The following is a 22,326-nucleotide window of genomic DNA, read 5'->3' as shown; positions in this document are numbered from 1 at the left end:
ACCGCCCACCGTGGTGGCGCTAGCTAGAGGATCACTCGCCTGCCGCGGCGTCGGAGTCCCCGGAAGCGGAGAGTTCGACGGGGAGCGAGTCCGGCACCCGGGTGGGCTTGGGCTCGCCGCGGAAGACGAAGTGGGCCTTGTCGGCGCTGGCTTCCTCGCCGTCCCAGCCCTCGACGTCGGTCAGGATGATGTGACCGGGCTCGATCTCGCCGAAGAGGATCTTCTCGGAGAGCTGGTCCTCGATCTCGCGCTGGATGGTGCGGCGCAGCGGGCGGGCACCGAGGACCGGGTCGAACCCGCGCTTGGCGAGCAGCTTCTTCGCCTTGTCGGTGAGCTCGAGGGCCATGTCCTTGTTCCGCAGCTGCGTCTCGACGCGGGCGATCATGAGGTCGACCATGGTGATGATCTGCGCCTCGTTGAGCTGGTGGAACACGATGATGTCGTCGATGCGGTTGAGGAACTCCGGGCGGAAGTGCTTCTTCAGCTCGTCGTTGACCTTGTTCTTCATCCGCTCGTAGTTCGAGCCGGTGTCGGTGCCGGAGGTGAACCCGAGGCCGACCGCCTTCGAGATGTCCTGGGTGCCCAGGTTGGAGGTGAAGATGATCACGGTGTTCTTGAAGTCCACCGTGCGGCCCTGGCCATCGGTCAGGCGGCCGTCCTCCAGCACCTGCAGGAGGGTGTTGTAGACCTCCTGGTGCGCCTTCTCGATCTCGTCGAACAGCACCACCGAGAACGGCTTGCGGCGCACCTTCTCGGTGAGCTGGCCGCCCTCCTCGTAGCCGACGTACCCGGGGGGCGCGCCGAAGAGCCGCGAGGCGGTGTAGCGGTCGTGGAACTCGCCCATGTCGATCTGGATGAGCGCGTCGTCCTCGCCGAACAGGAAGTTCGCCAGCGCCTTGGACAGCTCGGTCTTACCGACACCGGACGGCCCGGCGAAGATGAACGAGCCGGACGGGCGCTTCGGGTCCTTCAGGCCCGCGCGGGTGCGGCGGATCGCCTGCGAGACCGCCTTGACGGCGTCCTCCTGGCCGATGATGCGCTTGTGGAGCTCGTCCTCCATGCGCAGCAGCCGGGAGGTCTCCTCCTCGGTCAGCTTGAACACCGGGATGCCGGTCCAGTTGGCCAGCACCTCCGCGATCTGCTCGTCGTCGACCTCGGCGACGACGTCGAGGTCGCCGTCCTTCCACTGCTTCTCCCGCTCGGCCTTCTGCGAGAGCAGCTGCTTCTCGTTGTCGCGCAGCTTCGCGGCCCGCTCGAAGTCCTGCGCGTCGATCGCGGACTCCTTCTCCCGGCGGACGTCGGCGATCTTCTCGTCGAACTCGCGCAGGTCCGGCGGCGCGGTCATCCGGCGGATGCGCATCCGCGCACCGGCCTCGTCGATCAGGTCGATCGCCTTGTCCGGCAGGAACCGGTCGTTGATGTAGCGGTCGGCCAGCGTGGCGGCGGCGACCAGGGCGGCGTCGGTGATGGTCACCCGGTGGTGCGCCTCGTAGCGGTCGCGCAGGCCCTTGAGGATCTCGATGGTGTGCTCGAGGGAGGGCTCGCCGACCTGGATCGGCTGGAAGCGCCGCTCGAGCGCCGGGTCCTTCTCGACGTACTTGCGGTACTCGTCGAGGGTGGTGGCGCCGATGGTCTGCAGCTCACCGCGGGCCAGCATGGGCTTGAGGATCGACGCCGCGTCGATCGCGCCCTCGGCGGCACCCGCGCCGACGAGGGTGTGGATCTCGTCGATGAACAGGATGATGTCGCCGCGGGTCTTGATCTCCTTGAGCACCTTCTTCAGGCGCTCCTCGAAGTCACCGCGGTAGCGCGAGCCCGCCACCAGGGACCCCAGGTCCAGGGTGTAGAGCTGCTTGTCCTTGAGCGTCTCGGGCACCTCGCCCTTGACCACCATCTGGGCGAGGCCCTCGACGACGGCGGTCTTGCCGACGCCGGGCTCGCCGATCAGCACCGGGTTGTTCTTGGTGCGCCGCGACAGCACCTGCATCACCCGTTCGATCTCCTTGGTGCGCCCGATGACCGGGTCCAGCTTGCCCTCGCGCGCCGAGGCGGTGAGGTTGCGGCCGAACTGGTCGAGCACCAGGGACGACGAGGGGGTGCCCTCGCTGCGGCCGCCGGTCTCGGTGGACTCCTTGCCGCCCTGCGAGTACCCGGACAGCAGCTGCAGGACCTGCTGGCGGACGCGGTTGAGGTCCGCGCCGAGCTTCACCAGCACCTGCGCCGCGACACCCTCGCCCTCGCGGATCAGACCGAGCAGGATGTGCTCGGTGCCGATGTAGTTGTGGCCCAGCTGCAGGGCCTCGCGCAGGGACAGCTCCAGGACCTTCTTGGCCCGCGGCGTGAACGGGATGTGACCGGACGGCGCGTGCTGCCCCTGCCCGATGATCTCCTCGACCTGCTGCCGCACGCCCTCCAGGGCGATGCCAAGCGACTCGAGGGCCTTGGCTGCGACGCCCTCACCCTCGTGGATCAACCCGAGCAGGATGTGCTCGGTGCCGATGTAGTTGTGGTTGAGCATCCTGGCCTCTTCTTGAGCCAGGACGACCACCCGCCTCGCGCGGTCGGTGAACCTCTCGAACATTCGCCACTCCCTGACAGCTGCGCCGGCGGCCCTTGTCCACGTCCTGCACGTGGAGTCAGCACCGTGAGACCACTGTAGTAGGCCCGACCCCGGCCTTCAGTGCCACTCGCGGCCGGTGCCCAGCTCTGCCGATCCCCTTCTCGTCTACCCAACGTGCGGGTGCCCGGGTGGATTCCGCAAGACATGGCGTGTCCGCTGAGCGCGAACAAGACCACCCGCCCAGGTGGGGCAGCTTCCTGCCAGGTGCCGGACGGACCCCCGGGTCACCGGGTAAGGTAAGGCATGCCTCACCTAGCGGAAGGCCCAGGAAGGGGGCGACCGTGCGGAGCAGCCTGAGCCTCCGTTGGGCGGACACCCGCCCTGGACGTGGCACGCGATGACCGCGGGCTACCGGACCACCGTAGCCGCGCGCGGTCGGCACGGCTTCCTCGCGGATTCACTCGCTCGGGTCAACCCGAGGCAGTCGCGCGCCGAGCTGCGGTTCGGCCTCCCCGAGTCCACCGACCGCTGGGTGGGCTGCGACGAGTTCCTGCGCACCCCCGGCGCCTTCGACCAGTGGCGCGACGGCCTGGGCGGCTGGCTGCGGGACAAGTACTCGGATTCGCCCGATCGGACCACCGCGGGCTACGTGATGACCTGGTACCTGTGGGTCCCCGGCTACCTGGCCGGGCTGCTGTTCCACCACGAGCGCCGCATCCCGTCGCTGCGCCCGGCCGACCTGGCGTTCCGGATGGCCGAGCCGAGGCCGCACCCGGACTCGATCGCCGTGCTCTCGCCGCGCTTCGTCTGCCTGCCCGACGACCCGGCCGCAGGCGTGCCGGAGGCCACCGTGGTGCCCGACGAGCAGGCGCTGGCGACGCTGCTGCGCGGCCGGTTCGCCGCGCACGCCGCGCGTTTCGTCGAGGTGTACGGGCCGCAGGTGCGGTTGGGCAAGCGGATGCTGTGGGCCGCGGCGACCGACGTGCTGGACAGCTCCCTGTGGCTGGCGGGCCGCTACGGCGGCGCCGAGGACAACGGCGTGCTCGACGCGGCGCTGGTGCTCGGCGACGGCCCCGCCCCGTTCACCTCGGGCTCGACGCTGCGCCCGGCGCCCGGCAGCAGCGGCTGGACCAGGCGGCGGGAGAGCTGCTGTTTCCACTACCTGCTCGCCGAGGGCCAGGGGACGTGCGAGTCCTGCCCCCGGCTGCGGCGCAAAGCGGAACCGGCATAGCGCAAAGGCGAAAGGTCTCCGGTCGAGACGATTCCGGGTGATTGGGCACTGGGAATCACCAGTGCGGCAGCTGAATTCCGGCGGGCGTTAACAAAAGATCACCAGACGCGCAAGAGGCTGCCGTCCCCTTCGGGCGGCAGCCCCTTATGCGCGGGTGGCCTCAGGCCTGCTCGTTGTAAGCGTCGAGAACCTCGGTCGGGATTCGGCCGCGGTCGGACACCTTCATGCCCTGCTTGCGCGCCCACTCCCGAATGGCTTGGTTCTGCTCCCGATCCGCGGTCGCTGTGCGCGGTCGACCGGTCACCTTGCCGGGCACGCGCTTGCGGCCACCGGAACGGCGGGCGTGCTCGACGAAGTCGGCGAGTATGTCGCGCAACTTCTCCGCGTTGTCGGAGGAGAGGTCGATCTGGTAGGCCGCGCCGTCGAGACCGAACTCGACGGTCTCCTCGCCCGTCGACCCATCGAGATCGTCGACCAGCGAAACCGTGACCTTCTGCACCATCGCGCCTCCTCCGGCGTGGAACTGCCTGCTCCCGCCGGGCGTCGCGCCTGGCCCGCGCGGCGGACGACCCGGTGGCCGGTGAACCGACTCGACGGTGAGCAACAGCGACTGGGAGAAATACTTGCCTGGGGCAGGCTAGCGCAAATCCGGCGGATTGCGTTAGTGCCTGATACCCGAACGGGTCATTCCGGGCGGACCAGCGGGAACAGGATCGTCTCCCGGATGCCGAGACCGGTGAGCGCCATCAACAGGCGATCAACACCCATTCCCACCCCACCCGAGGGTGGCATTCCGTACTCCAGCGCACGCAGAAAGTCCTCATCGACGCGCATCGCCTCGTCATCACCGGCGGCACCGAGTCGGGACTGATCCTCCAGCCGTTCCCGTTCCACCACCGGGTCCACCAGTTCGGAGTAACCGGTGGCGAGCTCGAAACCGCGCACGTACAGATCCCACTTTTCCGCGACACCCGGCTCGGTGCGGTGCTGGCGGGTCAGCGGCGAGGTCTCCACCGGGAAATCCCGCACGAACGTCGGTGCGTACAGGTGGTTGCCGACGAGGTGTTCCCACAGTTCCTCGACGAGCTTGCCGTGCCCGTACTTCGGGTCGACCTCGAGCTCGCGGTCGGCGGCGTGCTTGCGCAGCAGCTCGACCGGGGTCAGCGGGGTGATCTCGGTGCCCAGCGCCTCCGACAGCGAGCCGTACATGGTCAGCGTGGTCCACTCGCCGGACAGGTCGTACTCGGAGCCGTCGGCCAGGGTGACGACCTGCGTGCCGAACGCGGCGTCGGCGGCCTCCTGCACCAGCTGGCGGGTCATCACCGCGTTGGTGTCGTAGGTGGCGTACGCCTCGTAGTACTCCAGCATCGCGAACTCGGGCGAGTGCGACGAGTCGCTGCCCTCGTTGCGGAAGTTGCGGTTGATCTCGAAGACCTTCTCCAGGCCGCCGACCACGCACCGCTTGAGGTACAGCTCGGGGGCGATGCGCAGGAACAGGTCCATATCCATCGCGTTGGAGCGGGTCACGAACGGGCGGGCGGTGGCGCCGCCGTGCATGGTCTGCAACATCGGGGTCTCGACCTCGACGAAGCCGCGGTCGTGGAAGCTCTCGCGCAGCGACCGGACCACCGCGGCGCGGCTGCGCACGGTGTCGCGGGCGCGCGGGCGCAGGATCAGGTCGACGTAGCGCTGCCGGATCCGGGTCTCCTCGGCCAGGTCCTTGTGCGCGACCGGCAGCGGGCGCAGCGCCTTCGCCGCGAGCTGCCACCCGTCGGCCAGCACGGACAGCTCACCGCGGCGGGAGGTGATGACCTCACCGGCGATGAACACGTGGTCACCGAGGTCGACATCGCCCTTCCACGCCGCCAGCGCGTCCTCGCCGACGTTGTTGAGGCTCAGCATCGCCTGCAACTCGGTGCCGTCGCCCTCGCGCAGCGTCGCGAAGCACAGCTTGCCGGTGTTGCGGATGAACATCACCCGGCCGGTGACGCCCACCTTGTCCCCGGTCGCGGTGTCCGAGGGGAGGTCGGGGTAGGCGGCGCGCACCTCGGCGAGCGAGTGCGTGCGGGGCAGCTGGACGGGGTACGGGTCGACGCCACCGGCGAGCAGCCGCGCGCGCTTGTCGCGGCGGACGCGCATCTGTTCGGGCAGGTCTTCGCCGGTAGCGGGGTCCGTTGGCAGCTCGTCGGTCACGCAGGGAAGGGTACGGAGAGCACCGATGGCGACCCAAACGGGTATCCACACCCGCTGTGGATACGGTTGCCCCATGCACGATCCCGAGATGTTCGCCAAGCGCGCCGCGTCGTTCGGGAGCAACGCGGTCGCCTACGCCCGGCACCGACCGCGCTACCCGGACGCGGCCGTCGAGTGGGTGGTCGGCGACCGCACCCGCGTCCTCGACCTCGCGGCGGGCACCGGCAAGCTCACCGAGACGCTGCTGGAGTTCGCCCTCGAGGTCACCGCCGTCGAGCCGGACGACCAGATGCGCGCCGAGCTCACCCGCCTGCTGCCCGACGTCCCCGCGCTCAAGGGCACCGCCGACCACATCCCCGCCCCCGACGCCTCGTTCGACGTGGTCATCACCGGCCAGGCGTTCCACTGGTTCAACACCCCCGAAGCCCTCACCGAGATCACCCGGGTCCTCCGCCCCGGCGGCGTCTTCGGCGCCCTGTGGAACTACGACGACACCTCGGTCCCGTGGCTCGCCGAACTCAACGAGCTGACCCGCTCCAGCGTGGGCGACCTGCAGGGACTCGACGACCACACGCCTCGGCACGCGCTGTTGGGGGAGGCGGAGGAACAGAGCTGGCACCACTCGCAGCGGCGCACGGTGGAGTCGATGCTGGCGAGCTTGGGGACGCACTCGCACCTGCTGGTGATCGACGCGGCGGAGCGGGCGCGGATCTTCGACAAGATCCGGACGTATCTGTGGTCGCGACCGGAGACTTCGCAGGGCGAGTTCGATCGGCCGATCATCACTACGGGGGTGCGGGCGGTTCGGGTTTAACAGACGGTCTTAGTCCCCACCCGGCCCTCACAGGCGTTGGCCGACCACGCCCCCCGAACAACGGGGGCCGATCACGCGCCCCCGAACAACGTTGGCTGAACCGCGCTCCTCGGAGTCGCTGGTGCCAAGCCGGCTCGATGGGGCGGACTTGTTTTGCGCGGGGGAGAATGGCCCGTAGCGTCGTTCGCGGACAGGGCCACGCTTTTCGGCCCCTGCTTTGCGGTCCTGCCACGGGTTATTCAGGGGCCCCGCGCAAAACAAGTTCGCCGCATCGAGCAAAGCTCGAAACTCGCGCCCCCACCGCAATGCCGCAGGCGAGCCGTTGATCGTCGACGGCGCAGCCGAGACCGAGAGCCACAGAACCCCAGCTCAAGATCCAACGGCCGTGGGGAGTTAACGGCGGTTTCGGTCGAAGACCAGGCGGAGGCCCAGGAGGGTCAAGTTGGGGAGGTGGTGGTCGATGGTTTCGGCTTCGTCGACCACCAGAGGTGCCAGGCCGCCGGTAGCGATTACGGTTACTGGGCCTGTGTGACCGGTTCGGGTGAGTTCGGCGGTGATGCGGTGGACCAGGCCGTCCACTTGGCCTGCGAAGCCGAACATGATGCCGGATTGCAGGCACTCCACCGTGTTCTTGCCGATGACCGAGCGCGGGCGGACCATTTCGACTTTGCGGAGGGCGGCGGCTCTGGCGGCGAGGGCGTCCACCGAGATCTCGATTCCCGGCATGAAGACGCCGCCGAGGAATTCGCCCTTGGCGGAGATGACGTCGATGTTGGTGGAGGTGCCGAAGTCGACGACGACGCAGGCGGTGCTGTGCAGGTGGTGGGCGGCGAGGGTGTTGATGATCCGGTCGGCGCCCACCTCCTTGGGGTTGTCCACCAGGAGGGGGACGCCGGTGCGCACGCCGGGTTCGACGATCACGCGGTGCACGCGCGGGTAGTAGCCGCTGAGCATGGCGCGGAGTTCGCGCAGGACGGCGGGCACGGTCGACAGCGCCGAGATGCCGGTGATCTCGTCGGCGTGCGCGCCGAGCAGGCCGCGCATGGTCAGCGCGAGTTCGTCGGCGGTCATCCTGGCGTCGGTGCGCATCCGCCAGTCGCGCACCAGTTCGTCGCCGTCGTGCACGCCGAGGGCGATGTTGGTGTTGCCGACGTCGATGGTGAGGAGCACGTCAGCTCTCGGCGGCGAGCAGGGCGTCGAGCTTGGCCGCGTCCACCGTCTCGGCGGGCGGCTCGGCCGTCGCGGCGCCGCTGAGCAGGCCGGAGTCGGCCGGGGCGTGCGCGGCGTCCGCGCCGAGGTGCACGACCCGGTTGTCGGCGTCGACGAAGACGACCCTGGGCTCGTAGGCGGCGGCCTCCGCGGTGTCCATCACGCCGTAGGCGATCAGGATGACCAGGTCACCGGGGTGCACCAGGTGCGCGGCGGCCCCGTTGATGCCGATCACCCCGCTGTCCCGCTCGCCCTCGATGACGTAGGTCTCCAGCCTGGCGCCATTGGTGACGTCGACGATGGCGACCTTCTCGCCGGGCAGCAGGTCGGCCGCCTCCAGCAGCACCGGGTCGACGGTGACCGAGCCGACGTAGTGCAGGTCCGCCTGGGTGACGGTGGCCCGGTGGATCTTGGACTTGAGCATCGTGCGCAACATCGCGGACCTCTCCTATCCGTGCGTTCCGAGTTCGCCGCCGCCGAGGTGCAGGGCGGCGTTGTCGATGAGCCGGGTGCCGCCGAGCCGGGCGGCCACCAGCAGCCGGGCCTCGCCCTGGTCGGGGGCGGGGCCGAGGTCGGGTCCGCGCAGCGCGAGGTAGTCGACCTCGAGTTCGGGGGTGCCCGCCAGCACCGCTTCGGCCGCGGCGAGCACGGCCTGAGCGCCCTGGGCACCGGCGTACGCCCCCGCGGTCACCGCGGCGGACAGCGCGGTCGCCGCGGTGCGCTGCCCGGCGTCGAGGTAGGCGTTGCGGGAGGACTTGGCCAGCCCGTCGCGCTCGCGGACCGTGGGGATGCCGATGACGTGCGGGTCCATGTCCAGGTCGCGGACCATCTTCTTGATCAGCGTGAGCTGCTGGAAGTCCTTCTCGCCGAACAGCGCGTAGTCGGGGCGGACGATGTTGAACAGCTTCGCCACCACGGTCAGCACGCCCGCGAAGTGCCCTGGCCGGACCGCGCCCTCCAGCTCGTCGCCCAGCGGTCCCGGGTGGACGGTGACCTGCGCGCCATCGGGGTAGAGGGCCTCGCGCTCCGGGGTGAACACCAACTCGGCCCGCTCCGCCGCGCAGACCTCCAGGTCGGCCTCCAGCGGGCGCGGGTAGCGCTCGAAGTCCTCGCCCGCGCCGAACTGCAGCGGGTTGACGAAGATCGACACCACCAGCACGGTGTTCGGGATCCGGCGCGCGCGGCTCATCAGCTCGCGGTGGCCCTCGTGCAGCGCGCCCATGGTGGGGACGAACGCGATCTTGCGGCCCGTGGCGCGCAGCGCCCGGGTGGTCCTGGCCAGCTCGTCCGGCGAGGTGTGCCGGTGCAGCTGACCTGCGGTGAAGCTGGGCTTCGCCCTCATGGGGTCTCTTCCTCGATCGCGGCGGTCACGTCCGGCGCCAGGTCGGGCCGCAGCAGGCCCGCCTCGGTCGCGCGGCCGACGGTGCGCATCGCCAGTGCGCGGTAGGCGGGCAGCATGTGCGGGGCCTGCTCGGCGAGCACCCGCACGTGCCGGACGACGGTGCCCGCGTCCCCCCTGGCCACCGGGCCGGTGAGGGCGCGGTCGCCGTGGCGCAGGGCGTTGTCCAGCGCGGCGGACAGCAGCGGGGCGAGCAGGCGCTGCGGGGTGGCGACCCCGGCGTCGCGCAGCAGGTCGACGCACTCGCCGACCAGGGTGACCAGGTGGTTCGCGCCGTGCGCGAGGGCGGTGTGGTAGAGCGGGCGGGCCGCGGCGGGCACCCGGACCGGCTCCGCGCCCATCTCCACGACCAGCGCCTCGGCGACGTTCCAGGCGACCTCGTCGTCGTCGGCCGCGGTGACCCCGAAGCTGCACGCGACGATGCGCTGGAGGTCCTCCGCGCGGCCGGTGAAGGTCATCACCGGGTGCAGCGCGAGCCCGAGGGCGCCCTGCTCGACGGCCGGTTCCAGCACCTCGACGCCGTGGGCGCCGCAGGTGTGCACGACGATCTGGCCCGGGCGCAGCGCACCGGCGGCGGCGAGACCGCGGACCATGCCGGGCAGCGCGTCGTCCGGGATGGCGAGCAGCACGAGGTCGGCGATCGCGGCGACCTGGTCGGGTGGGAGGACGGCGGCGTCGGGCAGCAACTGCTCGGCTCGGCGCAACGACTCGCGGGACACCGCGGAGACGGCGGTCACGGTGTGTCCCGCGCGGGTGAGCGCGGCACCGAGGACGGCACCGACCCGACCGGCGGAGACGACCCCGACCGACAGGCGCGCGGGCCTGCTCATGACGGGCGACCTAGCGTGCGGGACATGGCGAACTGCGCTCCCTCGCCTCGTTCCAGTCCCGCATCGGCGCGGGTACCGGACGACGCCACGAGCGTAGCTACCGCGGCGGAGCCGGGTGGGGGCTGGGTGATGTGCTTCACCGGGTCGCGCGCGCCACATCCACCGCGGCGCGGCGGGACTCGCGGACGATCCCGACCAGCCGCGCCTCCCGGTCGGCCGCGGTGGGTCCCGCGGTGCCGACCGCCATCGCGTGCCGGTGGAAGGCGAGTTCGCTGACCGCGCTCTGGTACACCTCGACCGCCCGCGCCGCCTGCCCGCCCGCCTGGGCCCTGACCTGCGCGCGCCACTTCCTGCGGCCCTTGAGGCTGGCCAGCAGGTCCACTTCGGACCGGACGATGAGCCCGGCGTCGACCATGGCCGCCAGCCCCTCGCTGACCACGCGCTGCTCGCGTTTGCGCTGCCAGTTCACGAAGTACACGACCGCGCCGAACACCGGGACCATCACCAGGAAGTACACGCTGAGGAAGGTGTCCGCGTTCCCGAGGGTGGCGGTGGTGTTCCACAGCGCGTGCAGCACGACGGCGACGAGGTAGCCCAGCAGCGGCGCCAGCACCCGGGTGCGCTTCGAGGTCGACCTGGCCGCGACGCCGAACCCGATGCCGATCATGACCGTGAACAGCGGGTGGGTGAACGGCGAGAGGACTCCGCGCAGGATGAACGCGGCCAGCACACCGGGCGAGGTGCTGTCCCCGAAGCCGTACTCGGCGAACGCGCGGCCGAAGTAGTAGATGTTCTCGGTGAAGGCGAACCCGGCGGCGACCAGTCCGGCGTAGACGATGCCGTCGACGACGCCGTCGAACTCCTCGCGCAGCAACAGCAGGATGCCCAGCACGAACGCGCCCTTGACGCCCTCCTCGAACAGCGGCGCGGACACCATGGCGCTGATCTTGTCGCCCTGCCCCTTGCCGAGCAGCAGGTCGCCGACGGCCTCGGCGGTGTTGTTGATCAGCAGCGCGGTGATCGCCGCGACGCACGCGCCCCAGGCGAAGGCCAGCCACAGCAGCCGGGCGGGCTCCGGCTCCCACCGGTCGACCCAGAGGAACGCGGCCACCACCGGCCCGACCGGCAGCAGCGCGCCACCGACGCCGACCAGCTCGGCGAGCAGCCCCACCCTGGCGTAGCTCAACGCGAGCAGCGTCAACCCGCACCCGGCGAGCACGACCAAGCCCGCCACCGGAACCAGAACCGTCAACCGGCGCGGCAGATGCCGTCGCGGAACCCCGTCAGACACGACAGACGATCATAGGGCCGGGCGCGGTCAGTCCTCGCCGCGGCGGCGGTGACGGCGCGGCGAGCCACCGGTGCCGTGCGCGGCGAGCAGTTCGCTGACGGACTTGCCCGAGGAGTGCGACCCGGTGTCTTCCTGCGGCTCCTCGGCGGCGATGCTCTCGTGCCAGGCGGGAGCACCCTCGGACCTGCGGCGCCTGCCGCCGGGGTCTTGGTCGGCGTGCTGGGCGTTGACCGGGGGGAAGGTGCCAGTCACCGCGCGCCTACGACCACCGGGGTCGGCGGCGGGGTCGGGCGCGGGCGTCATGGCGACCTCGGTGCGCTCTGCGGACCGGGGGCGCTGCACCGAACCGGGCGCGGGCATGTCGCGGACAGCACCGGGCGTCGGCTGGGCCTCGCGCGCGGCCGGTCGGAACTCCTGGCCGGTCTCCTGGCGCGGCCGAGCGGGCTGCTGCCGCACCGGTGCCTGCGCGGAGCCCTCACGCCGCACCTCAGGCGCACGGTCCGCACCATTGCGCACTGGCACCTGCGCGGTCACCTCGCGCCTGGGCTGCTGCTGGACCGGCCCGAACTGCTGGCTCGCCTCCGGCCCGTGCGCACCGGCCCGCGCCGGGCTCGCGTCCTGGCGGACCGGGCTGAACTCCTGGCTCACCTCGGGACCGTGACCATTGCGCGCCACAGCACCAGTGCGGGTGGACTCAGGCCGGGCAGGACCAAGCGCGCGGGTCTGCCCCGGCCGAACCTGGCTCGCCTCGGGCCCATGGGCACCGGCCTGCGACGGCGCCGGTCCGCCTGCACGCACGCCATCGCGCCCGTTGGCTCGAACCGGCCCGAACTCCTGACTCGCCTCAGGACCGTGAGCACCGTTGCGACCGGACTCGAACTGCTGACCCACATCCGCCGCATCGGGCCGAGCCGGACCACCTGCGCGCACACTGTCCCGACCGTTGGCCCGAACCGAGCCGAACTCCTGACCGGCCCCAGTGCCATGAGCACCGTTGCGAACCGGCTCGAACTGCTGACTCGCGTCCGGCCGAGCCGGGCCGCCTGCGCGCACGCTGTCCCGACCCTGCGCCCGAACCGGCCCGAACTCCTGGCTGGCCTCTGGGCCGTGAGCACCATTGCGAACGGGCTCGAACTGTTGACTCGCGTCCGGTCGGGCCGGGCTGCCGGTACGCCCGTTGGCTCGAACCGGCCCGAATTCCTGACTCGCCTCGGGACCATGGGCACCGTTGCGAGCGGTCTCCGCGGCATACGCACCGTTGCGGGCCTGCTCCGGCCGGGCCGGGCCCGCGGTGCGGGTCGCGGTCGCGTCACGGCCCTGGGCGCCCGCGCGGACGGGGGCGAGATCCTGGCTGGACTCGGGGCCGGGGCGGACCGGTTCGAACTGTTGGCTCGCCATCGCTGCGTAGGCGCCGGTGCGGGCCGGGGCCGGGTCGCGGCGGGGTGGGTTGGTGGCGGAGCGAGCGGCTTCCCGCGGCGCGGTCGCGGGGCGCTGGGGGGCGGCGGGGTCGCGGCGGATGGGGTCGAACTCCTGGCCTGCCTCGGCGGGCTCGCGGCGCAGCGGCTTGACGCGGTTCTGGGCCGGGATGGGCGCCGACTGCCGCGAGGACTCCCAGGACGGGGTCCAGTCGGGGTCGATGCGGTCCGGGTCCTCGTCGCGGACCCACTGGTTGCGGGCGACCCTGCCGATGAGCTGGGTGTCCGGGTCGCCGCCCGCGGTGATGTGCCGGACCGGGTTGGCGGGCCGGGCGACGATGGCGTTGTCGGCGATGCCGCGCATGCGGGTGGCCTCGGCGTGCAGCGCGAAGCGCTCGACCAGCACCTCGCCGCCGAGCAGCGCCTCCAGGCTGTGCCGCAGGTGGTGCAGCTCCTCGCGCAGCGCGGTGAGGTCGTCGGAGGTCTCCGCCTCGACCTTGCGCCGGGTGGTGGCCTCGACCTCCAGCTCGAACTCGCGGCGGGCGGCGACCTCGCGCTCGAGCTCGAGTTCGTACACGCGCTGCCGCTCGGCCGCCTCGTCGGCGCGGTCGGCGACCTGCCTGCGGTAGCGGGCGGCGAGGAAGGCCCCGGCGAGGGCGGCCCACAGCGCGGCGACGACGCCGAGCCGCATCCACCGCAGCGAGTCGCTGAGCACCAGCACCGCTGTCGAGGCCAGGGCCAGGCCTAAAGCGGCGAGCAGCAGGGCGCGCGCACCGCGGGAGCCCTGTGCTGTGGGGTCAGTCCGGCCCGTCATGGTGCCTACCGTACCCGTCCGTTATCTCAGCGAGATCAAATGGCGGGCACGATGTTTACCTGATCGGGTCCCGTCGCTGGTCATCGCGGTCGTCCGGGGTGCGGCAGCAGGACTCCAGCCACAGCGCCGCGGCGATGAGCGCGGCGGAGCACGCCACGCCCACGATCGCGCTGGCGACGTCGTGCTTGGCGGCGGCCACCTCGGCGCTCTCCGGCAGCACATATCCCAGGACACCGAGCCAGGCGCCGACCATGATGGCACCGAGCACAGAGGACGCCTTGGCCAGCGCGACGGCCCTGGCCGCGGTCAGCGGCTGCACCGGTTTGCCGGTCCCCTTGATCCGGTCGCGCAGGCCGAACCCGAACAAGGCCTCGACGACGGCGAGCACCAATAGGGTGATTCCGGCGAGGCGGGGCAACGGGGGCAGATCGCCGTAGAGGACGCGCAGTGCCAAGTAGACGACGACCGCGCCGACCAGCCCGGCGAGCACCAGGTCACGGGGCTTGGTGAAGGTCATCGCAACTCCAGGTCGTCGCGCCGGTGGACTCCGCTGACATCCAGGCCCGCCAACAGGGCGTCAGCCCTGCCGAGCCCGGGTACGACCGCGTCCGGGTCTATGTCCAGCCACGGGATCAACACCGTGGCGCGCTCGTGGGTTCCCGGGTGCGGGAGGATCAGGTCCGGTTCTGAGCTGATGACGCCGTCGACCACCACTACGTCCACATCGAGCGTCCGCGGCCCCCACCGCTGCTCTCGGACTCTTCCAGCCGCGTTCTCCAGTGCCTGACCGCGCCACAGCCATCCCCAGGCGTCTGTGACCGCGTCTTCCACCACACACACGGCATTGAGGAAGTCAGGCTGGTCCGTGACTCCCCACGCGGCCGTCTCGTAGACGGGCGAGAGCGCGACAAGAGCGTTCGCGAGTCCGTCCACAGCGATGCGCAGGTTGGCCAACCGGTCACCCAGGTTGGACCCGAGTGAGAGGACCGCCCGGCTCACCGGCGGCGAGAGCGGCGCACGGTCACCGCGACGTCGGCGAAGCTGAGCGGGATAGGAGCGCTTGGTTTGTGCACTGTGACCTCGACAGCGTGTACGCGCGCATCGGTCATCTCGCCGTCCGCGATCTCGGCGGCCACTGTCTCGATGAGATCCCTCGACGGCCCACCGATGACAGCCGCCGCGCGCTCGGCCAGTTCGCCGTAGTGCACGGTGTGCTTGAGGTCGTCGGTTGCCGCTGCCTCACGCAGGTCGATCCACAGCGTGATGTCGACCACGAAGTCCTGCCCGTCGCGCTTCTCGTGCGCGAACACGCCGTGGTTGCCGCGCACGCGCAGCCCGGTGAGGGTGATCCGATCGGTCATCGGTCTCCTGTCATAGCGGCGGCTACCGCGACCGCGTCCAGCGAGCGCCGCACGTCGTGCACCCGCACCCCCCACGCCCCCGCTGACGCGACCAGCGCCGACACCGCGGCCGTCGCGTCCTCCCGGCCGCGCGGCGGCCGGAGAGCGCCATCGGCGTCGGCGAGGAGCTTGCCCAGGAACCGCTTGCGCGAGACCCCCACCAGCACCGGGAACCCCAGGTCGAGCAGGGCGCCCAGGTCGCGCAGCAGCGCCCAGTTGTGGTCGCTGTTCTTGGCGAACCCGATGCCCGGGTCGATCGCGATGGCCCGCTCGGCGACACCGGCGGTCAGCGCGGCGTCGACCCTGGCCAGCAGCTCGGCCCTGACCTCGGCGACCACGTCGGTGTACTCGGCGAGGGAGTCCATGTCCCTGCTGTGCCCGCGCCAGTGCATGAGGATCCACGGCACCCCGGTCTCGGCGGCGACCCTGGCCATGTCCGGGTCGGCGAGCCCGCCGGACACGTCGTTGATCACGACCGCGCCCGCGGCGACGGCGGCCTCGGCGACCAGCGCCCTGGTGGTGTCGACGCTGACCCGCACCCCGGCCGCCGCGAGTTCCCTGATCACCGGCACCACCCTGGCGATCTCGGTCCCGGCGTCCACCCGCAGCGCGCCGGGCCTGGTCGACTCACCGCCGACGTCGACCAGGTCGGCGCCGCCGCGCCAGATCCGCACGCCGTGCTCGATGGCGTCGTCGACGTGCAGGTAGCGGCCCCCGTCGGAGAACGAGTCGGGCGTCACGTTGAGCACGCCCATGACCGCGCACCGACCGGGTGAGGGCAGCAGGGTCACCGGCTGCGCCCGTTGATCAGCTGGATCGCCTCGGCCCTGGTGGACGGCGAGCTCTTGAGCAGCCCGCGCAGCGCGGAGGTGGTGGTGCGCGCGCCCGGCTTGCGGATGCCGCGCATGGCCATGCACAGGTGCTCGGCCTCGATGACCACGATCACCCCGCGCGGCTGCAGCTTGCGCACCAGGGCGTCGGCGACCTGCGAGGTGAGCCGCTCCTGGACCTGCGGCCGCTTGGCGTACAGGTCGACCAGCCTGGCCAGTTTGGACAATCCGGTGACGTTGCCCTTCTCGTTCGGGATGTAGCCGACGTGGGCGTGGCCGTGGAAGGGCACCAGGTGGTGCTCGCAGTTGTGCGTCAGGTGCCCGCCGATGAGGAACGTCGGGTGCGGGTCGCAGGTGAGGCTGTAGACGGTCGCCTCACCGGCCACCGCGCGCACCGACTCCACCCGCACCCACTGAGACTGGCCCAGGGTGGTGGTGTGCTCGTCGCGGGCGAACCCGTGGCGCAGCAGCCAGTCCGCGTCGTGCCCCGGGGCGCCCGCGGTGACCAACTCCCTGGCGGGCGCGGCGATCCCGGTCCACTCCACATGGGACCCGGCGACGTCCTTGGCCTCGGCCCAGCCGTGCGGGGTCGCGAGTGGATGATCACCGGTGACGGTGAACACACCGGCGCTGGTGGACACCTCGACGAGCTCGCGCGACCGCTTGGCGGTGACGCCGATCACGGAGGTCCGCACCCGGCGACCGTCCACCAGGGTCCACAGTGGATCACCGACCCGGATGTCCTGCGCGGCACGGGGACCGCCGACCGCGTCCACCGGTTGCCCGTGCGGCACGCAGGTCGAGTACATCGGGATGTCGGTGACCAGGATGAGCTCGTCGTGGCTCTCGTCGAAAGTCTTGTCCAGCACCGAGTCCGGCTCGGTGTAGAGCCCGGCGAACAGCTCGGCGTACGCCCTGGCCACCCGGGCGGGCGTCTCCAGCAGGCCCTCGCGGTCGGGGTCCTCGCCGCAGGCCAGCAGCAGCTCGCGGATCGCCTTCTCAGCGCGGTCCTGGTCGAAAGCCGGGGTCGGGACGTCCTCGCGGGTGCTGAACGTCCCGACCCGGTCACGGCTCGTTGTCATCGGTATCCTCCGCCATCGTCGCGGCACAACGCCGCCACCATCGCATCAGGAACCGTTGGTGCGCCCACCGGAGTCCTGATCCCGGTTCGTGGGATCCGCGGGGGGCTGACCACCCTGTTGCTGCTGCGCGTCGTTGCGGCGCTCACCCCACGACGGCTGCCAGGAGTCGTGCGGACCGGACGGTCGGGTGGGGCCGGTCGCCGGTGTCCACCCGGGCGGCGCGCCGTAGTGCGGCGGTCCCGCGTGCCTGCCGGTCTGCTGACCGTACGGCGGCGGGGTGCCATAAGGCGGCGGCTGCGGCGAACCGTAGGGCGGCGGGCTGCCGTACGGCGGCGTGCCGTTGGGGGCGGCACCGTTGCCCGGGGGCAGCTCGGGGTTGCCCCGCGGCGGACCGCCGGGCAGGTCGCCCGCGCCGGGGATCGCGCCGACCGGGGTCGGCACCGGCTCGCGGGGGGTGTCCTCCGGCCAGGTCTCGCCGCGCTCGATGGCCTGCTCGCGGCGGGTCTTGATCGGCGGCTTGTCCGAGGGGGTGCGCTCGCCGAAGTCGTTGAACGCGGTGATCCTCGGCCGCTTCTCCACCTTGGAGAAGATCCGCTCCAGGTCCTTGCGGGTGAGCGTCTCCTTCTCCAGCAGCTCCACGACCAGGTCGTCGAGGACGTCGCGGTAGGTGTTGAGCACGTCCCACGCCTCGGTGTGCGCTGCCTCGATGAGCTTGCGCACCTCCTCGTCGATCTCGTGCGCGACCTCGAGCGAGTAGTCCGCGCCGTGGCCCATCGACCGGCCGAGGAACGGGTCGCCCTGCTCCTGGCCGTAGCGGACCGCGCCGAGGCGGGCGCTCATGCCGTACTCGGTGACCATCGCCTTGGCGATCTTGGTGGCCTGGTCGATGTCGCTGGAGGCGCCGGTGGTCGGCTCGTGGAACACCAGTTCCTCGGCCGAGCGGCCGCCGAGGGCGAACACCAGCCTGGCGATCATCTCCGAGCGGGTCATCAGCTGCTTGTCGTCCTCGGGGACGACGAGCGCGTGCCCGCCGGTGCGGCCGCGGGGCAGGATCGTCAGCTTGTAGACCGGCTCCAGGTCCGGCATCGCCCACGCGGCGAGGGCGTGGCCGCCCTCGTGGTAGGCGGTGATCTTCTTCTCCTTGTCGGAGATGATCCGGCTCTTGCGGGCCGGGCCGCCGATGACCCGGTCGACCGACTCCTCCAGCGCGGCCGCGGTGATCTGCGACCCGTTCTGCCTGGCGGTGAGCAGGGCGGCCTCGTTGAGCACGTTGGCCAGGTCGGCGCCGGACATGCCGACGGTGCGCTTGGCCAGGCTGTCGAGGTCGGCGTCGGGCGCCATCGGCTTGCCCTTGCCGTGCACCTGCAGGATCTTCTTGCGGCCGGTCAGGTCGGGTGCCGACACCGGGATCTGCCGGTCGAACCGGCCGGGGCGCAGCAGCGCCGGGTCCAGGATGTCGGGCCGGTTGGTGGCCGCGATGAGGATGATGCCGCCGCGCGCGTCGAAGCCGTCCATCTCGACCAGCAGCTGGTTGAGGGTCTGCTCGCGCTCGTCGTGACCGCCGCCGAGGCCTGCGCCGCGCTGGCGGCCGACCGCGTCGATCTCGTCGACGAAGATGATGCACGGGGCGTTCTGCTTGGCCTGCTCGAACAGGTCGCGCACCCGGGAGGCGCCGACGCCGACGAACATCTCGACGAAGTCCGACCCGGAGATCGAGTAGAACGGCACCCCGGCCTCACCGGCGACGGCCCTGGCCAGCAGGGTCTTGCCGGTGCCGGGCGGCCCGTAGAGCAGCACGCCCTTGGGGATCTTCGCGCCGAGCGCCTGGTAGCGGGCCGGGTTCTGCAGGAAGTCCTTGATCTCGTGCAGTTCCTCGACGGCCTCGTCGGCACCGGCGACATCGCCGAACGTCGTCTTGGGCATGTCCTTGGGCAACTGCTTGGCCTTGGACTTGCCGAAGTTGAGCACCCGGTTCCCGCCGCCCTGGACGTTGTTCATCATCCACATCAGCAGCAGCAACAGCAGCGCGAGCGGGATGAGGAAGATCAGGATCTGGGTGAGGAAGGAGTCCTGGGTGACCGAGGTCTTGAACTCGGTCCCGGTCTTGGCGATCAGCGACTTGTAGATCTCCGAGGTCGCCCCGGCCGGGTACTGCGCCAGGACCTGGGTGACCTGCTTGCCGTCCTGGTCGATCGGGGCGTTGAGGGTCAGCTTGAGCTGCTGTTCCTTGTCACCGAGCTCGGCGGTCTTGACGTTGCCCGCCTGGATCTGCGCGATGGCTTTCGACGTCGGCACCGTGGTGTAGCCACGGGTGTCGTCGAAGAGCATGGTGAAGGCGAAGTAAATCAGCAACACCGCCAGGATCCACAGCAGCGGGTTGCGAAGCAGGCGCTTGCGGTCCATTCACTTACGGCCGCGAGGCGGCCTCCACCCTCCCTGACGTGCACTGAGGGCAATGACGACCCATTGCCCAGCCGGACGGGGCACACACTCCGGTCTTGCCAGAGTACCGTCCGCGTCGGCACCCTCACCGGGCGAAGTGCCGGCTGGGTGCGCAACAGGGACAACGTGCCCGCGGCGGGCATGGTTCCCACGACTACCTGATCGGTCCAGTTCAGGCGGCCGGGGTGGTGATCAGGACGTGTAGACCCGCGGGTCCAGCGTGCCGATGTAGGGCAGGTCGCGGTAGCGCTCGGCGAAGTCGAGGCCGTAGCCGACCACGAACTCGTTCGGGATCTCGAAGCCCACGTAGCGCACCGGGACGTCGACCTTGATCGCGTCCGGCTTGCGCAGCAGGGTGCAGACCTCCAGCGACTTCGGGCCGCGCGAGGCGAGGTTCTTGAGCAGCCAGGACAGGGTGAGCCCGGAGTCGATGATGTCCTCGACGATGAGCACGTCGCGGCCCGCGATGTCGCGGTCGAGGTCCTTGAGGATCCGCACCACGCCGGAGGACGAGGTGGCCGACCCGTAGGAGCTGACCGCCATGAACTCCAGCTGCACCGGCACCGGCAGCGCCCTGGCGAGGTCGGTCATGAACATCACCGCGCCCTTGAGCACGCCGACGAGCACCAGGTCGGAACCGCTCTCCGGGTAGTCGTGCCCCACCTGCTTGGCGAGTTCGGCGATCTTCTCGTCGAGCTGCTGCTCGGTGATCAGCACCGAGGCGATGTCGCCGTCGTACACGGTTCCCCTCTCACACTTCCCGACCAGTGCACGTGAGCCTGCCACGTGCACGCCGAGCCACCAACCCGCCCGGCAGGGCGATCCCGCGTTGTCCGTGCCAATCGGACACCAGGGCGTCGGCACCCCGCAGGTGCGCGTCGGTCAGCTCGGGGACACCCGCCCGGGTCAGCCAGGTGCGCAGCACGCGGCGCCGCACGGCGGGGGGTAGCGGGGTGAGTTCCGCCACCACCAGTTCGTCGCCCTCGCTGGCTCTTGTGTGCGCTTCCGCGGCGATCGCGTCGAGTGCGGCTAGGTCTTCACGCAATTGGGCTGCGGTCCTGGCGAGGGCAGCGCTAACACCGCCTTGCAGGACGTCGTCGAGCAGCGGCAGTACCTCATGTCGTAGGCGGACGCGGGTGAAGCGCGGGTCCGCATTGTGCGGGTCCTGCCACGGCGTGATGCCCAACGCGGCGCAGGCGGTCTGCGTGGTGGTCCTGGGGGTGCGCAGCAGCGGTCTCGCCCACGGGTGGTCCAGCGGCTTCATGCCCGCGATGGAGCGGGGACCGGAACCGCGGCCGAGTCCGAGCAGGACGGTCTCCGCCTGGTCGTCGCGGGTGTGGCCGAGCAGGACCCACGCGCCGTCCGCCGCGGTGCGCAGCGCGGCGTAGCGGGCGCGCCGGGCCGCGGCTTCCAGACCGCCCTTGCCCTCGACGACGACCGGGAGGACCTGGACGTCGTCGAGCCCGAGGTCCGCGAGGTGCTCGGCGGCGCGGGCGGCGGTGTGCGCGGATTCGGCTTGTAGGCCGTGGTCGACGATCAGACCGACGACCGCCAGGCCCATCTTGTGGCCGATGTGGGTCGCGGCGGCGGCGAGCGCCAGGGAGTCCGCGCCACCGGACACGGCGACGGTGATCCTGCCCTCGGGTTCGACCTCTTCGAGCAGATCACGCACGGCCCGCCGGACGTCGGCCACGGCCGGGTGGGGCTTGGCAGTGCTCACGCGACGCGGCGGATCCAGGCGGCCGGGTCGCTCAGCTCCGACCTCAGCGGCAACGTCTCCGGTGAGGTCCAGATCGCGTTGAACCTGTCCATGCCGACCTCGCCGATGATGTGCGAGGTGAACTTGGCGCCCACGGCGTACTGCTTCATCTTCGCGTCTACGCCCAAGAGGTTGCGCAGCACGCGGTCGAGCAGTCCCCCACCGCGCCTGCGCACGGTGAACCGCTCGCGGATCGTGGCCACGGTCGGCACGACGATCGGGCCAACGGCGTCCATGACGTGATCGGCGTGGCCCTCCAAGAGGGTCGAGATGGAGATAAGACGGTCGAACACCGCGCGCTGCTCGGGGGTCTGCAAGGCCTCCACGAGCCCAAGGGGGCCGCTAGAGGCGGTGGGGTCGGGCTTGGTCCTGGCGCTACGCAGCAAGTCTGGGAGGCGCGCGACGGCACCGTTGGCGCTGTCGTCGAGGCCGCCGAGGAACGCGGCCACCTGCTGCTGGAAGTAAGAGCGCAGCCACGGAACAGCGGTGAATTGCAGCCGGTGTGTGCACTCGTGCAGGCAGACCCACATCCGGAAGTCCTCCGGCGGGACGTCGAGCGCCTGGTGGGCGGCCACGATGTTGGGCGCCACCAGCAGCAACCGGCCGGACTCGCCGCCGAACGGGTCGTACTGGCCGAGGACCCGGCTGCTCAGGTACGCCAGCACCATCCCGGCCTGCACACCCGCCGTGCCCGCCAGCACGCCGCCGACGACCCGGCTCGGCCTGCTCGGCAACGCGTCCGTGGTGAGCGCCGCGATGCTGTCGGCGGCGGCCTGGATCCAGTGGTCCCGGTCGACCACGTCACCCGGCAGCAGCGGCAGGTCGGCGCCCAGACCGGTCAACCGGCGCACGTGCGACTCCGCGTCGGCGGTGATGTCGCGCAGCCTGCTCACCGTGTGCTCGGCGACGTCCCTGGTCACCACCGGCCCCGGGCGGACCAGCCGCCGCGCCGTCGAGACCGCCAGATCCCAGTCGACCGGAGGAGCTCCGCCGGTCGACTTCGCCACGTCCGCGCCGGTCGTGTTCACCTGCTCGACGCTACCGGAGCGCGGGTGAT

General features: G+C 71.0%; 19 protein-coding genes and 2 pseudogenes. 2 read left to right on the top strand and 19 right to left on the bottom strand.

Annotated elements, in window-relative coordinates; all coding sequences use genetic code 11:
- Window positions 1–31: 31 nt before the first annotated feature.
- Window positions 32–2,581, bottom strand: a complete 2,550-nt coding sequence (locus tag BMY07_RS16900) for an ATP-dependent Clp protease ATP-binding subunit (RefSeq protein WP_092779320.1) — start codon at window positions 2,579–2,581, stop codon at window positions 32–34.
- A 376-nt stretch (window positions 2,582–2,957) separates the two neighbouring features.
- Here BMY07_RS16900 and BMY07_RS16895 point away from each other — a divergent pair, with 376 nt between their 5' ends.
- Window positions 2,958–3,791: a (2Fe-2S)-binding protein gene (locus BMY07_RS16895; protein WP_092779318.1), complete on the top strand. Its 834-nt coding sequence runs from the start codon at window positions 2,958–2,960 to the stop codon at window positions 3,789–3,791.
- 160 nt (window positions 3,792–3,951) lie between these two features.
- Here BMY07_RS16895 and BMY07_RS16890 read toward each other — a convergent pair whose 3' ends face one another.
- Together BMY07_RS16890 and lysS are read right to left on the bottom strand one after the other, a co-directional pair.
- Window positions 3,952–4,293: a histone-like nucleoid-structuring protein Lsr2 gene (locus tag BMY07_RS16890; protein ID WP_092779316.1), complete on the bottom strand. Its 342-nt coding sequence runs from the start codon at window positions 4,291–4,293 to the stop codon at window positions 3,952–3,954.
- A 182-nt stretch (window positions 4,294–4,475) separates the two neighbouring features.
- Window positions 4,476–5,930, bottom strand: a complete 1,455-nt coding sequence (gene lysS, locus BMY07_RS16885) for a lysine--tRNA ligase (RefSeq protein ID WP_245782475.1) — start codon at window positions 5,928–5,930, stop codon at window positions 4,476–4,478.
- 127 nt (window positions 5,931–6,057) lie between these two features.
- Between lysS and BMY07_RS16880 the strand changes: the two genes are divergently transcribed.
- Window positions 6,058–6,798, top strand: a complete 741-nt coding sequence (locus BMY07_RS16880; RefSeq protein ID WP_092779312.1) for a class I SAM-dependent methyltransferase — start codon at window positions 6,058–6,060, stop codon at window positions 6,796–6,798.
- Between the two features lie 393 nt (window positions 6,799–7,191).
- Here BMY07_RS16880 and BMY07_RS16875 read toward each other — a convergent pair whose 3' ends face one another.
- The 16 genes and pseudogenes from BMY07_RS16875 to BMY07_RS16800 all read right to left on the bottom strand — a co-directional run bounded on the left by BMY07_RS16875 (window position 7,192) and on the right by BMY07_RS16800 (window position 22,297).
- Window positions 7,192–7,968: a type III pantothenate kinase gene (locus tag BMY07_RS16875; RefSeq protein ID WP_092779310.1), complete on the bottom strand. Its 777-nt coding sequence runs from the start codon at window positions 7,966–7,968 to the stop codon at window positions 7,192–7,194.
- Window position 7,969: 1 nt separating this feature from the next.
- Complete coding sequence (gene panD / locus BMY07_RS16870; RefSeq protein ID WP_092779308.1) at window positions 7,970–8,443, bottom strand: aspartate 1-decarboxylase; 474 nt, start codon at window positions 8,441–8,443, stop codon at window positions 7,970–7,972.
- A 12-nt stretch (window positions 8,444–8,455) separates the two neighbouring features.
- Window positions 8,456–9,349 carry a pantoate--beta-alanine ligase gene (gene panC / locus BMY07_RS16865; protein ID WP_092779306.1) on the bottom strand — a complete coding sequence of 298 codons (894 nt, stop codon included), beginning with the start codon at window positions 9,347–9,349 and terminating at the stop codon, window positions 8,456–8,458.
- Window positions 9,346–10,236: a Rossmann-like and DUF2520 domain-containing protein gene (locus BMY07_RS16860; protein WP_092779304.1), complete on the bottom strand. Its 891-nt coding sequence runs from the start codon at window positions 10,234–10,236 to the stop codon at window positions 9,346–9,348. The genes panC and BMY07_RS16860 overlap by 4 nt, the downstream gene beginning before the upstream one ends.
- Window positions 10,237–10,372: 136 nt before the next feature.
- Window positions 10,373–11,527: a PrsW family intramembrane metalloprotease gene (locus BMY07_RS16855; protein WP_092779302.1), complete on the bottom strand. Its 1,155-nt coding sequence runs from the start codon at window positions 11,525–11,527 to the stop codon at window positions 10,373–10,375.
- A gap of 27 nt (window positions 11,528–11,554) precedes the next feature.
- Window positions 11,555–13,756, bottom strand: a complete 2,202-nt coding sequence (locus BMY07_RS16850; RefSeq protein ID WP_092779300.1) for a DUF6779 domain-containing protein — start codon at window positions 13,754–13,756, stop codon at window positions 11,555–11,557.
- A 55-nt stretch (window positions 13,757–13,811) separates the two neighbouring features.
- On the bottom strand, window positions 13,812–14,273 hold the full coding sequence (locus BMY07_RS16845; RefSeq protein WP_092779298.1) for a DUF3180 domain-containing protein: 462 nt from the start codon (window positions 14,271–14,273) through the stop codon (window positions 13,812–13,814).
- Window positions 14,270–14,755 (bottom strand): 2-amino-4-hydroxy-6-hydroxymethyldihydropteridine diphosphokinase, encoded by a 486-nt coding sequence (gene folK / locus BMY07_RS16840; RefSeq protein WP_092779296.1) that lies wholly within the window; start codon window positions 14,753–14,755, stop codon window positions 14,270–14,272. The genes BMY07_RS16845 and folK overlap by 4 nt, the downstream gene beginning before the upstream one ends.
- The gene (gene folB / locus BMY07_RS16835) at window positions 14,752–15,117 is read right to left on the bottom strand and encodes a dihydroneopterin aldolase (RefSeq protein ID WP_092779294.1); all 366 of its coding nucleotides are present in this window, start codon (window positions 15,115–15,117) and stop codon (window positions 14,752–14,754) included. The genes folK and folB overlap by 4 nt, the downstream gene beginning before the upstream one ends.
- The gene (folP, locus tag BMY07_RS16830; protein WP_092779292.1) at window positions 15,114–15,947 is read right to left on the bottom strand and encodes a dihydropteroate synthase; all 834 of its coding nucleotides are present in this window, start codon (window positions 15,945–15,947) and stop codon (window positions 15,114–15,116) included. Before folP ends, folB begins: the two co-directional genes overlap by 4 nt.
- Window positions 15,944–16,291: pseudogene (folE, locus tag BMY07_RS34990) on the bottom strand (GTP cyclohydrolase I); the annotation flags it as partial. The gene folP and the pseudogene folE, both read right to left, overlap by 4 nt.
- Window positions 16,292–16,750: 459 nt before the next feature.
- Window positions 16,751–17,068, bottom strand: a pseudogene (locus BMY07_RS16820) (GTP cyclohydrolase I); the annotation flags it as partial.
- Window positions 17,069–17,113: 45 nt separating this feature from the next.
- Window positions 17,114–19,471, bottom strand: a complete 2,358-nt coding sequence (gene ftsH / locus BMY07_RS16815; protein ID WP_092779290.1) for an ATP-dependent zinc metalloprotease FtsH — start codon at window positions 19,469–19,471, stop codon at window positions 17,114–17,116.
- Between the two features lie 231 nt (window positions 19,472–19,702).
- Window positions 19,703–20,251: a hypoxanthine phosphoribosyltransferase gene (hpt, locus tag BMY07_RS16810; protein ID WP_092779288.1), complete on the bottom strand. Its 549-nt coding sequence runs from the start codon at window positions 20,249–20,251 to the stop codon at window positions 19,703–19,705.
- Window positions 20,252–20,261: 10 nt separating this feature from the next.
- Window positions 20,262–21,230, bottom strand: a complete 969-nt coding sequence (gene tilS, locus BMY07_RS16805; RefSeq protein ID WP_092779286.1) for a tRNA lysidine(34) synthetase TilS — start codon at window positions 21,228–21,230, stop codon at window positions 20,262–20,264.
- Entirely contained in the window at window positions 21,227–22,297 is a 1,071-nt protein-coding gene (locus tag BMY07_RS16800) for a zinc-dependent metalloprotease (protein WP_092779284.1), read from the bottom strand. Before BMY07_RS16800 ends, tilS begins: the two co-directional genes overlap by 4 nt.
- Between the last annotated feature and the right edge of the window lie 29 nt (window positions 22,298–22,326).

The organism is Actinokineospora terrae (assembly GCF_900111175.1).
Lineage (GTDB): Bacteria > Actinomycetota > Actinomycetes > Mycobacteriales > Pseudonocardiaceae > Actinokineospora > Actinokineospora terrae.
The sequence above is the reverse complement of the archived record's forward strand: the minus strand, read 5'-3'. Positions and strand labels throughout refer to the sequence as shown.

Bases quoted from the DNA above. Each gene is read 5' to 3' on its own strand.
- lysS (WP_245782475.1), bottom strand. From the start codon at position 5,930: ATGCGCGTCCGCCGCGACAAGCGCGCGCGGCTGCTCGCCGGTGGCGTC.
- BMY07_RS16860 (WP_092779304.1), bottom strand. From the start codon at position 10,236: ATGAGCAGGCCCGCGCGCCTGTCGGTCGGGGTCGTCTCCGCCGGTCGG.
- ftsH (WP_092779290.1), bottom strand. From the start codon at position 19,471: ATGGACCGCAAGCGCCTGCTTCGCAACCCGCTGCTGTGGATCCTGGCG.
- BMY07_RS16900 (WP_092779320.1), bottom strand. From the start codon at position 2,581: ATGTTCGAGAGGTTCACCGACCGCGCGAGGCGGGTGGTCGTCCTGGCT.
- BMY07_RS16845 (WP_092779298.1), bottom strand. From the start codon at position 14,273: ATGACCTTCACCAAGCCCCGTGACCTGGTGCTCGCCGGGCTGGTCGGC.
- panD (WP_092779308.1), bottom strand. From the start codon at position 8,443: ATGTTGCGCACGATGCTCAAGTCCAAGATCCACCGGGCCACCGTCACC.
- panC (WP_092779306.1), bottom strand. From the start codon at position 9,349: ATGAGGGCGAAGCCCAGCTTCACCGCAGGTCAGCTGCACCGGCACACC.
- BMY07_RS16850 (WP_092779300.1), bottom strand. From the start codon at position 13,756: ATGACGGGCCGGACTGACCCCACAGCACAGGGCTCCCGCGGTGCGCGC.
- BMY07_RS16880 (WP_092779312.1), top strand. From the start codon at position 6,058: ATGCACGATCCCGAGATGTTCGCCAAGCGCGCCGCGTCGTTCGGGAGC.
- BMY07_RS16890 (WP_092779316.1), bottom strand. From the start codon at position 4,293: ATGGTGCAGAAGGTCACGGTTTCGCTGGTCGACGATCTCGATGGGTCG.
- BMY07_RS16895 (WP_092779318.1), top strand. From the start codon at position 2,958: ATGACCGCGGGCTACCGGACCACCGTAGCCGCGCGCGGTCGGCACGGC.
- folB (WP_092779294.1), bottom strand. From the start codon at position 15,117: ATGACCGATCGGATCACCCTCACCGGGCTGCGCGTGCGCGGCAACCAC.